The organism is Bernardetia sp., from assembly GCF_020630935.1.
Classification (GTDB): domain Bacteria; phylum Bacteroidota; class Bacteroidia; order Cytophagales; family Bernardetiaceae; genus Bernardetia.
Map to the genome: position 1 here is coordinate 1 of NZ_JAHDIG010000027.1, position 14,848 is coordinate 14,848.

Below are 14,848 nucleotides of genomic sequence, written 5' to 3' on the forward strand. Positions count from 1 at the left end.
GGTAAAAGAAAAACAACAAGAAAATGACAATTTAATAAGACGACTGCAAAAAGATTTGTCTCGTATGCTCAATAAAAGTACCTATTCTAATGACCTAACTGTAGATGTTCCTTCTGGAGAAGTAATTGTTAGTTTGGAAGCAAAATCCAATGTAAGCGTAGATTTTGTATTACAATACTTGGTTACAAATGTATATTGGAATCCAATTTATGATTTTAGAGCAGAAGAAGTAGGTAAACCTATGCAAATTTCATATAGAGCGCATGTCAATCAAACAACAGGCATAGACTGGAAAGACATAAAATTAACCCTTTCTACAGCAGACCCAACTCAAAGTACTGAGATACCTGAATTTTATGCTCAACACTTGAAAATTTATCAGCCTATTGCAATGGCTGGATATGCTGCTGGAGTTCAATCATCCTATAAAAAAAAAGAAAGTGTAGAAGAAGATGCTAGTTGGGACGATGGAGATTGGGGAGATGATGATGAGTTAGAAGAAGCAAAAGCAGAGTCTATTGCTGATAATACTACGGTTAAGGAGACGGCTTTAGCTTCCGAATTTGAAATAAAACTGCCTTATACAATTCTCTCTGATGGCAGAAAACAACTGGTAGAAGTTTCCAATATCGATGTAGATACAGATTATCAGTACACTGTTTTTGCAGGAAAGCAAAAGGAAGGTTTCCTAATGGCAAATCTTTCTGACTGGCAGCAATATCAACTTGTTTCGGGAGATGTCAATATTTATTTTGAAAATAAATTTGTGGGCAAGAGCTATCTTGATACACAAGATTCTGGAGATACATTAGCTGTCTCTTTAGGAAAGGATAGCCGAATTGTAGCTGAAAAAATCACACTTAAAGACAAAAACAAACGTAAATTTATTGGTTCAAATGTAAAAGAAGCAAAGGCTTACGAAGTTATTGTTAAAAATAATTTGAGTCGCAAAGTAAATGTAAAAGTAATAGACCAAATTCCTCTTTCTATGGATAGCCGAATTGAAGTCGAAACAGAAAATCTAAGTGGAGGGCAACTCAATAGCCGAACAGGGCAAGTCATTTGGAATACAGAACTTTCTGCTTCTGATTCTAAGACCTTTAAATTGGAATACACTATCAAATATCCGAAAGGAAAACAGTTAGAAACTAATTTTGTGGAAACTAACTAAATTATTTTGATGTTATGCTAAAACTCACCCAAAATAGCTCAGAAATTTTAGAGCTTTCTATCAACTATGCCAAAAATTTTTTAGTAGTTGCCTTTTTTGTAGCACTTGCTTTTATGGTCGTTCTTGCCTTTGCTTACGAACACATTTCTTTAGAGGCTAATCTTTCAAAAGATACACTCAAAACAAGTCATTTTAGGTTTTTTAGTGGTTTCAAAACAAAAGAGTTTCGTCTATCTTCTATTAGAAAAATAGATTTAGGAAGTAGTAGTTCGAAAATGAGAAGCCAAAAGTATAATTATGAAAATCCTATCTTGATTTTGAATAATGGCGAACAAATAAAATTATTAAGTGGCAAAAGACAGGTGGGTTTTAGCTCTAGCTTTACAGAAGAGTTTAATCGCTTTTTGCAACAAAGAAACCAAACTTCTTTCAAAACAACAGAAAGGTATTTTGGCGTTTTGTCTGCTATCATTTTGATTCCGACAGGGATAGTTATTCTAATTCTTTTGGCTTTAGGTTTTTTTGTAGGGAATACGAATTATATTTTTGATAAGAATAAAAATCAATACTTTGTTAAATATTCTTCGCCTCTAAAACAAAATAAACAAGGAAATTTATCAGAAATTAAAAATATATTGCTACTCAAAAAAGTAGAACATCCTACCTTTGATTATCAAGCAGGACTGCATTTGGAGCTTTCCAATCACAAGACAATTATGATAATTACATCTGCCGAACTTTCTTCGAATCCACCCACTGAAAAGGCTATACGACTAAAACAAAATGCAGAAAAAATGGCTCATTTTTTAAATGTTGAGGTAAAGCAAAAATAGTGTTTTTATAGCTTGTTGAACAGATTTTATGGGTGTACGACAAATTTCCCTGTTTATAAAACATTCAATATTTCGTTGCGCTGCAACTCTATTTTTTGTGCTTTTTTATTCTACCAACCAGAACGTTGCTCTGCAACTTGTATTGTATAAAGGTAGAAATGTCAGCTACTTTAAGCTGAAAGCTAATAAAAATGTGTTTTTTGTAAAAAAAGCATAGAAAAAGTTGCAGCGCAACATCCTATTTGTAGAGTGGATTATGATAGTTTATTTGAGAGTTGCAGCGCAACGAAATGTAAAGGGTATTTTTTTGCTATAAAACAAAAAGGGATTTTGGTCGTATATCTGATTTTATCTTCTATCTCTCCAGTTATTTCTACGGTTGAGTTTCAAGTCTTGTAGAAGTGTTGATTTTACACGTAAATCTAAGGTATAACCACGACGAAAGCCTACTGGTGTCCAACTGACACGCAATTCCCAACAATGTAAATCTCTATGAATGTTGAAAGTAGCATCCGAAATTTCATTTAGCTCTAAGTCATAACTTGCATTATAGCTCACTTTCCATCTAGGTGTAACATTAACATCACCATTAAAAGACAAGTTTTGACTAGCATCTCCTTTTATTAGCCCTGTTTGTCTGTAATTCCAGTTGTAGGAAAGACTGATTGACCAAGGCACATCAAAATCTACATAGAGGTTTCTGTTCTGATTAATAAAATCCAAATCGGCTTGAGAAATAGCTTCATTACTTGCCTCATCTTCATTATCACTTTTAAATCCGTCTGCTGAAAGTGAAGTATTTAATGAAATACCTAGTGTATTGAGCGTTCCGATACTCAAACCTTCTTGCCAAGCAAATCTATTTATTCTGCGTTGCTGACTAACTTCTCCTGTAAGAGAGTCTCTTACTAAAACATCGTACTGATAAGGGTCTATGGAAGCTCTGATATTTACTCCAATCTTATTTTTGAAAAGAGAAGTTCTCATGTTTGCACCAATGTTGCTCAAATTGAAGGAGTCAGCTGCTAAATTATAGGCTGTAGAAAAGTCAAAACTATCTAAGATTTTTAGTTTCTCATCTTTTCCTTCTTTGTTTTCTACTTTTGCTTCTAATGTATTTCTAAGAGAAAAAGAAACTGTTCCAGACTCTCCAGCAGAAGGCGAACCATAAATGCCATTCATACGAGGGATACGCTGTGTTGTGCCATCTTCGCTTATCTGTACCTCTTGATAAAAACCAAAACGAGGGTCGCTAAAGTCGGGTTGATAGCTTAGGGAGATAGTCGGAATCATTGTATGACGCAACGCCTTAAATTTCTGACTTTTAAATAAAAAAGTAGAGTAGAAAGTAGTTGTAAAGTCTATTGAAGCATTGTAAGAATAAAAATGTGAAAAGCCCTGTTCTGTAGTAGTTCGGACAGTATCTTTTTGAATCCACTCATACGAGTTTTTGCTACCATAAAATACTTGATTGAAATTAGCACTAGGGTTCATCTTGAAATAACGCAAAAAAGTAACCGAAGTAGAAAGAGGAATAGCATGTTTAAATCCCCATTTTAAATTGTCAAGTATTTCTGGGACATTGGCAAAATCGAAGGCAAGTGTGTCGTTAGTGCTTCTTTGGTCGGAAGGAACTTTAAAATTTCCTTTGATACTACTTTGAAGAAGGTTTGAAACTTCTGCTTGTCCATCTAAACGATAAGAAAGTCCGAGTTGAGCAAGTGGTGATTGAGAGTTTTTGACTAATTTTCGAAGTGGAAAAATACGATTCATGCTCAAATTGGCTTGAGATGAAACATTGGTTATCTTAGATTGTAAGTTTTGGTTGTGGCGAAGACTTCCAGAAAAAACAAAAGGCGTTCCTGTAAATGTTTTGCTATAATTAACCCCTGAATTGACAGAAGCCTGTGTATAGTCGTTTGGATTGAAGGAATTTCGCTCATTAAATTGTGAGGTCATGATATTTACATTAGCTGAAAATGAAGACGAACCTCTTGACTTTGGTGTATGCGACCACGTAAGGCGAAAATCATTGCTAGTACTCTCGTCAATTCCTCTTTCTTCGGCTCTGATAGTATTCATTCTAAAGTCGAAATTACCATCATAATAATATCGTTTTTTGTATCGGCTACGCACAGATGCACCATAAACCCCTTTTGAGTAAGCTTCGCCTAAAAAAGTAAGGTCTATGTGGTCGCTTATAGCCCAATAATATCCTCCATCTCTAAGAAAAAAACCACGTTCTTGAGTTTCTCCATAACTAGGAACAATAATTCCAGAAGTACGAGTTTTGGGAACAGGCAAAATTCCGAAAGGAAATCCAACAGGAGTTGGAATATCCATAATCTCTAACTGAAAAGGTCCTGAAACAATTTGTTTGTTTTCTATTACTTTTAATTTTTTTGAGCGAATGCGAAAGTGTGGATGCGAAGTGTTTTGGCAAGTAGTATATGAGCCTTCCACACCATTCAAATTTCCTTCTGCATCACGTTTTCCTTTCTCTAGCAATAAAAAACCTTCGCCTTCTTTCTTTACAATCTCACTTACTACGGCTCTTTCGCTTACAAAATTATATCTTATTTTTTTTGCTTTATATTCATCGTCGCCCTGTTTGAAAACAGGTGTTTCGGTCAGCTTTCCCAAAGAATCTTCCAAACCTGTTGCTGTTAGTTCATTGGTGTTCCAATCTAAAGCAATTCTATTTGATTTAAGATTGATATTAGTATAGTCTATTTCAGCTTTGTTGTAAAGTGTTATGCTCTGTGTTTTGAAGTCATATTTTATCGAATCTGTTGCTGAATATTTTACAATAGCTGTAAAATCTCCACTAGCAGCAGGACGACCTAGCGTGTCAGCTTCTTCAGCTTTTTCTAAGGAATCTAAGGCAGTTTGCTGTTTTAGTGCATTGAGTTTGTTCAAACTATCTAATGAAATAGTCAGAGGTTTGATGTCTTGAGCAACTGCTGAAAAACCAGAAAATAAACTAATCGTAAAACAGAAAATAAATAAAATTCTAAAACGCATAAAACTTTTATAAATAATTCGAAGAAGAAAGCGTACTGTCATATATAACTAAACAACGCTGTAAAAATACATCGAAAAGACGGTGCAAAGGTAACAAACGAAACGCTTTTACTCTATTTTAACTCTGATTTAATAGTATTTAATGCTTGAAAAATTTCCGTTTATCTGTTCTTAATAAAAAAAGCCTTCCATTTAACTCTTATCAAGAGAAAATAGAAGACTTTAGAAAGTGATAAATAGATAAATTTGGTGATTTTATTTTTGTAGGTGATTGTCTTATGATTTTTTTATATAACATATACATACAAAGCTTTCCAAACTGATTGTTGTGGTTCTTTATATTCCCAACGCATTCCTTTTTTTTCAAAATAGTTAGCAATTTTTTGTGCTTCTTCTTCTGTTGTAGCCTCCCAACAAATCCACGTTTTTGGCTTTCCTAATTCTCTTTTTGTAGCCACTGGATTGGCTGTAACACCAATACACATATTTTTATATTTTTTCTTCCAAAATAAAAGTACACGTTCTTTACGGTAATCTGCTTCACGTTCAATGGCTTTTGCGATTCTTTGTAACTTGCTCATACTTCTAAATATTTATTGTTGATAAGATGTTGTAGTTAAGATAATTAGATAAATTTTGTCTCTTTATCTTCTTATTATATTACAAATATAGAAGCGCAGACCGTAAAGGATTTGAGGTCTAAAATTTTCTTCATATTTTTTCTTTATGAAATATGATATAATGGCGTAGATTTTGGCTATTTGTGATATAACGTATTGATAACTGCATCATAATCAGGAAAATAGAATGAAACCATTAAAAATTTTTGCCAGTCTAATTGTCTTTATATTTCTAGTTGGTATAGTGGCTTTTAGTTTTATTGAAAGGAAAACTGTTCCTATCAAAGAAGTCAAAGCGTCTGAAAAAGGGGGTATTACAAAAACAAAAACCATAGATAAAATCGGACAAATTCCTGTTCCACAAGGATATAGTAGAAAACAGGAGTCTAGTGATTCTTTCGGATACTATCTTCGCAATATTTTATTGAAGCCAAAAGGCTCTCCAGTCAAGTTATATAGTGGAGAATATAAAAATTACCAACAAGTGCATTATAGAGTACTTGATATTTCAGTAGGAAAGCGAGATTTACAACAATGTGCTGATGCTGTAATGCGTCTTCGTGCTGAATATTTACTCAACACAAACCAAAAAGACAAAATTTCATTCAACTACACAAGTGGAGATGCTGCTATATATCAAAAATGGGCAACTGGCTACCGTCCAACGATTAAAGGAAATAAAGTCAGTTGGAGTTTGAAAGCTAAAGCAGATACAAGTTATTCCAACTTTTTAAAATACATGGATAACGTTTTTATGTATGCAGGTTCGGCTTCGCTGAGCAAAGAGCTAAAGTCAAAAAAGATTCAAGATATTGAGATAGGAGATGTTCTGATACAGGGAGGTTTTCCTGGACATGCTGTTTTGGTGGTAGATGTAGCAATGGATTCTCTGACCAACAAGAAAATATTCCTGCTTGCTCAAAGCTATATGCCAGCTCAAGATATTCATATTTTGAAGAATTTTAATAATGAGACATTAAGTCCGTGGTATGAAATTCCAAGTATTCCCAATGAAAATATCATAACTCCAGAATGGATATTCTCACAAGAGGATTTAAAAACTTTTGAATAATTTTTATAAAGAAAAATGCGATTTCAAATTGCTTATCCGTCTTTGATTTCATTGTTTAAAAACTTATATTGCTATTTCAAAATACTTCTTTACTTCTGTTACAAACACAAAAATCATTATGCAAGCAAAAAATTTTCATGCAGATTCATTTTCATCTCTAGAAAGGCAACTCCAAGAATATGCAGCAGTAGATTTTGACCCCACATTAGCCTTTGTGTTTGCTTCTGTAGCTCACGACATAGATGCTATTTCAAGTCTATTTAAAAAATATGATATTGAGTTAGTAGGTTGCACTACTTCTGGAGAGTTTGTCAATGGAGAGGTAAGTGATGAGTCTATGGCTGTTTTGCTTTTGGATATGAAAAAGGAGAGTTTTTTTATTTATCTAGCAGAGGAAGAAGACACTGTTTTGGCAGCTAAAACGGCAACAGAAGCAGCAAAAGAAAAGTTTGAGAATCTCGCTCTTATTGTTTTCTCTGGAGGACTAGACACGAATGGAGACGATATTATTAAAGGAGTAAATGAAGTGGGAAACTATCCTCTTTTTGGAGGAATGGCTGGAGACGACCTCAAAATGCAAGCCTCTTATGTTTTTTCAAATAATAAAAAATCGGATAAAGCTCTTTTATTTTTAGCTATTGATAAAGATAAGGTAGATATAGCAGGACTTGCCACAAGTGGTTGGAAAGCTGTCGGAACGCCAAAGATTGCTACTAGAGCAGAAGGAAATATTCTTTACACTATTGATGGAGAACCAGCTTTAGACGTATTTTTAAAATATTTTGATATTCCTACACCTTCCGACCGCCGTAAGGACGTAGTAGCAGAAGTGGGAATGAAATACCCTCTACAACTACAAAGAGATGGCTACACTACTCTGCGTGCGCCACTTATGGCAAATGACGAAGGCGCACTTATTTTAGCTGGAGAAGTACCAGAAGGCTCTTCTATGCTTTTTTCTATGCCTCCAGATTTTGATGTGATAGATCAATCTGTAGAAGATTTAGGAATTTTGAAGGATAATTATCCAGAAGCTGATGCAGTAATTTTAGTTTCTTGTGCTGCTCGCCAAGCTGCTTTAGGCCCTATGATTGAAGGCGAATTAGAAGGACTTCAACAACTTTGGAATGCTCCACTTATCGGTTTCTTTTCGTATGGAGAAATCGGAACAATAAATGGAGCAAGTGTTTGTGATTTACACAATGAAACCGTTTCTCTTATTCTTTTGAAAGAAAAGTAAAATATAAAGTCTATTTATCAAAAATGCCTACCTTAATTAATTAATCATTTTTTTATTTATTACAGTAATTAGGTTTGAGTTTAGCTAAACATCTTGAAAAAATTCTTGCTTTTGTTCCTAAAGGTTCTCTTCCAGATGAACAGGAAAAAGAGTTGTCTCAACTTTTAAAAAAAGTAGAACGTGAGATGAAAATGACCGAATTCAAATATGAAAAAACAGCTAGAGATAAAAAAACATTAGAAAAACTATTGGCAGAAACGATAAACGAACTAGAAGCTAAAAATAATAATTTAGCAGAAACAAATGCACAACTTATTTCTATGGAAGAAGAGTTGCGTCAAAACTCAGAAGAGTTACGAGTGCTTAATGAAAGACTAGAAGAAAGAGTAGAGCAAGCTGTTTCAGACATAGAACGTCAAAAAGAGCTTTTAGAAGTCAAGAATAAGCACATAATGGGTAGTATCAATTATGCCAAGCGTATTCAAAAAGCAATGCTACTTTCTGAAGATGAAATAGCAACTATTTTCCCAAATAGTTTTGTGTTTTTTTCTCCAAAGGATATTGTTTCTGGCGATTTTTATTGGTTTACACGATTGGGAGAATATCGTTTTGTAGCCGTAATAGACTGTACTGGACATGGTGTTCCAGGAGCTTTTATGAGCTTAATTCTTAATGATGGTTTGAATGAAATAGTTAAGTTCCGAAAAGTGGTAGAGCCAGCAAAAATTTTAGAAGAGTTACATATTTATGTAATCAATGCACTTAGGCAAAGAGGAAGTTCAAACCGAGATGGAGCAGATATGTCTTTGTGTGTTGTGAATGATGTACATCACACACTTACTTATGCAGGCGCACGACAAAACCTCGTTTTTTTTAGAGGTAATAAACTCATTGAAGTTAAAGCTGATAGAAAATCTATTGGTGGTTATATAAAAAATAAAAACGAAGTCAAATTTATTTCTCACGTTGTAGATTTATCTTCTTGTAAAGACTCCTATTTTTACCTTGCTTCGGATGGCTTTGCCGACCAGTTTGGAGGAGAAAATGGAGGGAAACTCTTACGACAGAACTTTAAAAAGAAACTTCAAAGTATTTGTAATTTAGCTTGCAAAGTGCAGAAAAAAGAACTCAAAAAATACTATCAAAATTGGAAAGGAGAAGAAGACCAAATAGATGATGTATTAGTAATTGGTTTTCAAGCCTAAAGAAAAAGAATATGAAAACTCTATTATTTATTGTTTTTTTTCTAATGACTTTCTTTGTTTATGATGTTCAAACCCAAGTAGATTCTGATTTTATAAAGCCGTGGAACGACAAAGAAAAGCCTATAATCATCGATGTTTATTGCAAAAATGATTATACCATAGAGCAAATCAAAAAAGAAAAACGCATAAAAGGAATTATCCATAAACTTTCAGAACAAGACAGCAATATTTTTTATCAGCGAAGAAAACAAGCCTACCAAAATAATTTACTTTTTGGTTCGTATTGGCTGCCCAAACACAATACAGATGGAAAAAAACAAGCTGATGATTATCTCAAAATGGTGGGGAAAGATTATATCAAGAAAGAGTTTTTGGCTTTAGATTTTGAAATGCACAAAACGACTAAAGAGTTTATTTCTCCTCATAATGCTTATCTTTTTGTAACAAGAATTTATGAAAAAACAGGACGCTATCCTCACATCTATTCTTCAAGAAGCAATCTTAAAAAGCTAGAAAACTCACTCTACCAACATGTTTTTAAGAAATGTAAATTATGGATAATTGCCCTCACAGACGATGGAGATATTTCTGAAACTTTTATACCAACCAAAAAATCAAAAAAAATATGGACAACCTATTCCCTTTGGCAATTTGGTTGTGAGATGAACTGCTGCAAAGATGAAAATGACACAACAAAAAAGCCTTGTTTTTACAAAGTAGATGATTTTGATTGTGGAATAGACTACAATATTTTCAATGGTAATGAGAAAGAACTTGTTATAAGTTGGAACTCCTAATATTAAAATACCTCAAAAAGTAACGCTATATAGGAATATCTCTTGTCAGAAAAACTACCTTTGATACAATTAAGAATTAAAAAATAATAATTATGACCTGTGAAATGAGATAATTTTATTTAAGTGATTGATTTTTAATTAGTTATAAAGTGTGATTGCTACTCTCTTTCTTTCTTCTTCTGTCATTTTCAAAAAAAGCAATTTTATTTTTTCTATGAACACTTCTACAAAAAATCCTCTTGTATTGTCTTGGTTTTTACTGATTTTGCTTGCTCTTATTTGGGGAAGTTCTTTTATTTTGATGAAGCGAGGACTGGTTGTTTTTTCGCCTTTAGAAATTGGTGCGCTGCGTATGTCGGCTGCTTTTGTGGCATTGTTGCCGTTTGCTATTGTACACGCCCGAAAAATTCCTAAATCTAAATGGAAATATTTACTGGTTTCTGGGCTTGTGGGTAATGCTATTCCTGCTGTTCTTTTTCCACTTGCTCAAACTCAACTTTTAAGTTCAGTTACAGGAGTTCTGAACGCACTTACTCCCCTTTTTACAGTAATGGTAGGCGCACTTTTTTTTAGCCAAAAGTTAAAATATAAACAATTAATAGGTTTAGGAGTAGCATTTTTTGGCGCAGGACTTTTGAGCATTGCTAAAAAAGGAGGAGGTTTTGGAGATATTAATGCGTATGTTTTGCTAGTAGTGTTGGCAGCTTTTTTTTATGCTATTAGTTTGAATGTAATTAAAGATAAACTCTCTGAAATCCCTTCTTTTCCGATTGCTTCTTGTGCCTTTCTTACCGTTGGTATTCCTTCTCTTTTATATCTATTTTTGGGCACACCTTTTCTTTCTCACTTTGAAGAAGCCAGTGCAGTTACTTTACAGACTACTGTAGTTCCAAGTATTATTACAGTTTGGAAGTCTCTTTTTTACATTGTCATTTTGGGCGTGATAGGAACTGCTTTTGCACTCATTATTTTTAATAAAGTCATTCAACTCAATGACGCTGTTTTTGCCAGTACGGTAACTTATCTTATTCCTATTGTGGCTATATTTTGGGGTGTAGTGGATGATGAACCTTTACAAACCGAGCATTTTATAGGAATGGCAATGATTATTTTTGGTGTTTTTGTGGCTAATAGGTGGAAGTAAATACTCTAATAAAATTTAAACACTATATTTCAAAAGTATGAGATACATAAAATATAAACATCAAGAAAAAGAAAATGCCAATCTGCCATACTGACACAAAAAAATAAAATTCCTGCTTTGGCAAATATATTGCCTTTTTGATAGCATATATTAAAGCAAATAATAGTTTTCTCTTGAAATAGTTTGCTTTAGCATTCCCAAAGACATTTCATTATCTAAAAATAAAATCAAAAATATACGTAGTTATGAACACGAATAATCCAGAAAACGAAACTACAAACAAGCAGACAGAAGAAAATTTGAATACAGAAGCACAGACTGAATCTACTTCGGACACTTCGGCAGAAACAAACGAAGAGACAACAGCCAAAACTGACAATGGGACAGAAGAAGCGACTCCAGATTATCATGCAGAGCTTTTAGAGCTAAAAGACAAGCACTTACGTCTTTATTCAGAGTTTGAAAACTTCCGTCGTCGTACAGCAAAAGAAAAAATTGAGCATACACAACTTGCCAATAAAAATATGATGGCTGCACTTATTCCAGTTTTGGATGATTTTCAGCGTGCAGAGACTTCTATCGACCAAGCAGAAGATGAAGATAAGAAGGCTGATATTGCTTTGGATGCTATCGGAATACTTCAAAAACGTTTCCGTACAGTTTTAGAACAACAAGGACTTAAAGAAATGGAATCTCCTATCGGTCAGCCACTAGATACAGATATTCATGAGGCTATCACTACTACACCAGCACCTTCTGAAGAGTTTAAAGGCAAAATCGTCGACCAAGTAGAGAAAGGATATTATTTGAACGATAAAGTAGTTCGCTTTGCTAAAGTAGTTGTAGGTTCGTAATTTTGCAGACCATTAAAAAAAAGCAACTTCAATTAGGAAAAATTAAAGACACTTTACTAAAGCTATACTAAACAAGCATTACCTGTTATGAGCAAGAGAGATTTTTACGAAGTTTTGGGTGTTTCACGCAACGCTTCTCCAGAAGAAATAAAGAAAGCCTATCGAAAAATTGCGATTAAATATCACCCCGACAAAAATCCGGGAGATGCAGCAGCCGAAGAAAAATTTAAAGAAGCAGCCGAAGCCTACGATGCTTTGGGCAACCCAGATAAAAAAGCAAGATACGACCGTTTCGGACACCAAGGTATGAATGGTGGTGGAGGTGGTGGCTTCCAAAGTGCTGATGATATTTTTTCTCATTTCGGAGACATCTTTGGTGGTGGCTTCGGAGGGGGAGGAGGTTCTCCTTTCGATGATATTTTTGGTGGAGGCAGAGGACAACGCCAAAAGAAAGGTTCTTCTGTACGTATTAAGCTCAAACTTACGCTTCAAGAAATAGCTAATGGTGTAGAGAAAAAAATAAAAATCAAACGCCAAGTTTTGTGTGATACTTGCGATGGCTCTGGCGCAAAAGATGCTTCTTCGAAAGAAACTTGTAAGCAGTGTAACGGAAACGGACAAGTAAGACGTGTTACCAACACCATGCTTGGGCAAATGGTAACGACGGCAGCCTGTCCTTCTTGTAACGGACAAGGAACTATTATTACTGCACCTTGTAAGTCGTGTAGTGGCGAGGGTGTGCAGATGAAAGAAGAAGTAACAGAAATCAAACTCCCAGCAGGAATTGAAGACGGAATGCAGCTTTCAATGGCTGGAAAAGGTAACTATCCACCACGAGGAGGTGTTGCAGGCGATTTGCTTATCTTGATTGAAGAAGAAGAACACGAACACCTCAAAAGAGAAGGTAAAAACGTTCATTACGATTTGTGTATTAGCTTCCCAGATGCTGTTTTGGGTACGACTGTCGAAGTGCCGACGATTGATGGCAGCGTAAAAGTTCCGATAGAAGCAGGTACGCAAGGAGGAAAAATATTAAGACTAAGAGGAAAAGGAATACGTCCTTACAACACCTACGAAACAGGCGACCAACTCATTCACGTTAATGTTTGGATTCCTCAAAAACTCTCTAAAGACGAGCGTAAGGAAATGGAAAAACTCAAAAAATCAGAAAATTTTGCTCCTGATTTAGAAAATCAAGACCGTTCGTTTTTTGATAAAGTAAGAGAATTTTTTCATTAGAAAAATATAACCCTTTTAAAAATAGAGTTTCAATTTTTTGGAACTCTATTTTTTTGTTCTATAGTGTAGAAATAAATACTTATTCTAAGCGTATCATCGTTAGTTTTTTAACCTTTCTACATTATACTCGCTTACATCAGCATAACTTTATCTATAACTACGTGTAAAATATGAAAAGTCAAATATTACTATTAATCCTTATAGGTATAACCCAATCAGTTTTGGCACAAGTTGGAAATGAAAAGAGTATAATTGTCAGGAATAAAGTCAAAGAGTCTTTTGAAAAACATCGTCTTACTGGCTCAAACTCTGATTGTACTACGATTATAGAGAAATACGACAAGAATGGAAATACCATTGAGTGGAAGATGGGTAGAATGGAGGCTGTAAGTATAGGGCATAAATACGATGAAAATGATAATTTAATCCTAACCTATTGGATAGATAAATCAGATAATGTTTATTATGATTCTACTATTTATAGATACGACCAACATGGCACATTAATCCAAAGAAACGAAGAAGTCTTTAAAAATACTTATGATTCAGCCTCACAGCTGATAAAACAAACCAGTAAAGGCAAAAACAGAGATGGAGATATTATCAAAGAGACAAAAATTATGGACTGGACGAGTTTTGGGAAAATAAAAACCAAAACTATTAAAACTGAAATGCTTGATACCACCAATCGATTGGATTACAAAGTATTAGACACTTATCGTAAAGAATACGAATACCATAAAAATATCAACATAGCAAAAGAAATACATTATAAAAACGATACCATAATAAATACAATTTCCTACAAATACGATGTAGCTAATAGGCTGATTGATAAAAGAGAGAAAGATATTGAAGAGATAAGCAATATTAATTATATGACGTTTAGAGGAAAAAATAAACCAAAAAACATTACAGAATTAATTACAAAAATTTCATACAACAAAGACGGTTCTATAAAAGAAAAATACACTCATTTTTTTGACCCTTGTATGAGTTTAAACAATCATTATTTATTCAAGCACTTTTACAAAAAGAGTGGACTGTTGGAAAAAGTTGATGTGTACGAAGAAGATAATTTAATTTTTACAATTAGTTATGAGTATAAATATTTTGAGTGAATGAAAACACTAAATCCTCTTTCAAAATTTCTCTTATCGATATTGCTCATCCTCACAAGTTGCGCCAGCCACAGCAGAATAAACCCAAACAATTACACAAAAGAGAGTAAAAAAATACCAACTACTTATGGAAGCCAACCTACTATTCTTGTTTTTTTGTTGGAAACGAATTTAAAAAATCCTGTTTGGATAAGCAGAGTACAAAGAGATAGCAAACAGCAAATTAATGAGATTTTTCCACGCTACTATAAAGGCAAATATAAAATAGTGAGTTCGTACGGAGAGTTTGATAAATATGAGGATATTTCTTTGCATAGATACGTTGTACACTACAAAGTTATTTTTCCTACACAAAATAGCAGAGATGGGCAGTATAGCCCTAATTATGGGGACGACAAATATCAAATTTTTATAGAAGATATCACTACTGCCCTGCATTATGAACCCTCTGTAATAACTTCTGATTATGAAGGTTTACTAAAAGTCTTTGGAGAGGCTTTAGAAAAAGAAAGAGACAGGACGGAATAA

Annotated in this window: 13 protein-coding genes; 11 read left to right on the forward strand and 2 right to left on the reverse strand. The window is 33.9% G+C overall.

The features are described from left to right. Together QZ659_RS09195 and QZ659_RS09200 are read left to right on the forward strand one after the other, a co-directional pair. A partial coding sequence (locus QZ659_RS09195) for a DUF4139 domain-containing protein (RefSeq protein WP_291725287.1) occupies window positions 1–1,171 on the forward strand: 1,171 nt, incomplete at its 5' end. A gap of 14 nt (window positions 1,172–1,185) precedes the next feature. Further along, entirely contained in the window at window positions 1,186–2,004 is an 819-nt protein-coding gene (locus QZ659_RS09200; RefSeq protein ID WP_291725289.1) for a hypothetical protein, read from the forward strand. A gap of 348 nt (window positions 2,005–2,352) precedes the next feature. On the opposite strand, the gene QZ659_RS09205 is transcribed toward QZ659_RS09200, so the two are convergent. Further along, a complete protein-coding gene (locus QZ659_RS09205) occupies window positions 2,353–5,070 on the reverse strand; it encodes a putative LPS assembly protein LptD (protein ID WP_291725291.1) in 2,718 nt (905 codons plus the stop codon). 245 nt (window positions 5,071–5,315) lie between these two features. After that, window positions 5,316–5,609 carry a hypothetical protein gene (locus QZ659_RS09210; protein ID WP_291725293.1) on the reverse strand — a complete coding sequence of 98 codons (294 nt, stop codon included), beginning with the start codon at window positions 5,607–5,609 and terminating at the stop codon, window positions 5,316–5,318. 226 nt (window positions 5,610–5,835) lie between these two features. Between QZ659_RS09210 and QZ659_RS09215 the strand changes: the two genes are divergently transcribed. From QZ659_RS09215 to QZ659_RS09255, 9 genes are all read left to right on the forward strand, one after another. Next, window positions 5,836–6,720 (forward strand): DUF4846 domain-containing protein, encoded by an 885-nt coding sequence (locus QZ659_RS09215; RefSeq protein WP_291725295.1) that lies wholly within the window; start codon window positions 5,836–5,838, stop codon window positions 6,718–6,720. 118 nt (window positions 6,721–6,838) lie between these two features. Beyond that, window positions 6,839–7,960: an FIST signal transduction protein gene (locus tag QZ659_RS09220; protein ID WP_291725296.1), complete on the forward strand. Its 1,122-nt coding sequence runs from the start codon at window positions 6,839–6,841 to the stop codon at window positions 7,958–7,960. Between the two features lie 74 nt (window positions 7,961–8,034). After that, entirely contained in the window at window positions 8,035–9,165 is a 1,131-nt protein-coding gene (locus QZ659_RS09225; RefSeq protein ID WP_291725298.1) for a SpoIIE family protein phosphatase, read from the forward strand. 11 nt (window positions 9,166–9,176) lie between these two features. Next, complete coding sequence (locus QZ659_RS09230; protein ID WP_291725300.1) at window positions 9,177–9,962, forward strand: glycoside hydrolase family 25 protein; 786 nt, start codon at window positions 9,177–9,179, stop codon at window positions 9,960–9,962. A gap of 214 nt (window positions 9,963–10,176) precedes the next feature. Then, window positions 10,177–11,106 carry a DMT family transporter gene (locus QZ659_RS09235; RefSeq protein WP_291725302.1) on the forward strand — a complete coding sequence of 310 codons (930 nt, stop codon included), beginning with the start codon at window positions 10,177–10,179 and terminating at the stop codon, window positions 11,104–11,106. A 245-nt stretch (window positions 11,107–11,351) separates the two neighbouring features. Beyond that, window positions 11,352–11,960 (forward strand): nucleotide exchange factor GrpE, encoded by a 609-nt coding sequence (locus QZ659_RS09240; RefSeq protein ID WP_291725304.1) that lies wholly within the window; start codon window positions 11,352–11,354, stop codon window positions 11,958–11,960. Between the two features lie 87 nt (window positions 11,961–12,047). After that, on the forward strand, window positions 12,048–13,199 hold the full coding sequence (gene dnaJ, locus QZ659_RS09245) for a molecular chaperone DnaJ (RefSeq protein ID WP_291725306.1): 1,152 nt from the start codon (window positions 12,048–12,050) through the stop codon (window positions 13,197–13,199). Between the two features lie 170 nt (window positions 13,200–13,369). Beyond that, window positions 13,370–14,320 carry a hypothetical protein gene (locus tag QZ659_RS09250; protein ID WP_291725308.1) on the forward strand — a complete coding sequence of 317 codons (951 nt, stop codon included), beginning with the start codon at window positions 13,370–13,372 and terminating at the stop codon, window positions 14,318–14,320. Next, window positions 14,321–14,848: a hypothetical protein gene (locus QZ659_RS09255; protein WP_291725310.1), complete on the forward strand. Its 528-nt coding sequence runs from the start codon at window positions 14,321–14,323 to the stop codon at window positions 14,846–14,848.

What these genes read in the sequence shown, in the direction of transcription:
- dnaJ (WP_291725306.1), top strand. Translation starts at nt 12,048, where the DNA reads ATGAGCAAGAGAGATTTTTACGAAGTTTTGGGTGTTTCACGCAACGCT.
- QZ659_RS09205 (WP_291725291.1), bottom strand. Translation starts at nt 5,070, where the DNA reads ATGACAGTACGCTTTCTTCTTCGAATTATTTATAAAAGTTTTATGCGT.
- QZ659_RS09215 (WP_291725295.1), top strand. Translation starts at nt 5,836, where the DNA reads ATGAAACCATTAAAAATTTTTGCCAGTCTAATTGTCTTTATATTTCTA.
- QZ659_RS09250 (WP_291725308.1), top strand. Translation starts at nt 13,370, where the DNA reads ATGAAAAGTCAAATATTACTATTAATCCTTATAGGTATAACCCAATCA.
- QZ659_RS09230 (WP_291725300.1), top strand. Translation starts at nt 9,177, where the DNA reads ATGAAAACTCTATTATTTATTGTTTTTTTTCTAATGACTTTCTTTGTT.
- QZ659_RS09220 (WP_291725296.1), top strand. Translation starts at nt 6,839, where the DNA reads ATGCAAGCAAAAAATTTTCATGCAGATTCATTTTCATCTCTAGAAAGG.
- QZ659_RS09255 (WP_291725310.1), top strand. Translation starts at nt 14,321, where the DNA reads ATGAAAACACTAAATCCTCTTTCAAAATTTCTCTTATCGATATTGCTC.
- QZ659_RS09240 (WP_291725304.1), top strand. Translation starts at nt 11,352, where the DNA reads ATGAACACGAATAATCCAGAAAACGAAACTACAAACAAGCAGACAGAA.
- QZ659_RS09200 (WP_291725289.1), top strand. Translation starts at nt 1,186, where the DNA reads ATGCTAAAACTCACCCAAAATAGCTCAGAAATTTTAGAGCTTTCTATC.
- QZ659_RS09210 (WP_291725293.1), bottom strand. Translation starts at nt 5,609, where the DNA reads ATGAGCAAGTTACAAAGAATCGCAAAAGCCATTGAACGTGAAGCAGAT.
- QZ659_RS09235 (WP_291725302.1), top strand. Translation starts at nt 10,177, where the DNA reads ATGAACACTTCTACAAAAAATCCTCTTGTATTGTCTTGGTTTTTACTG.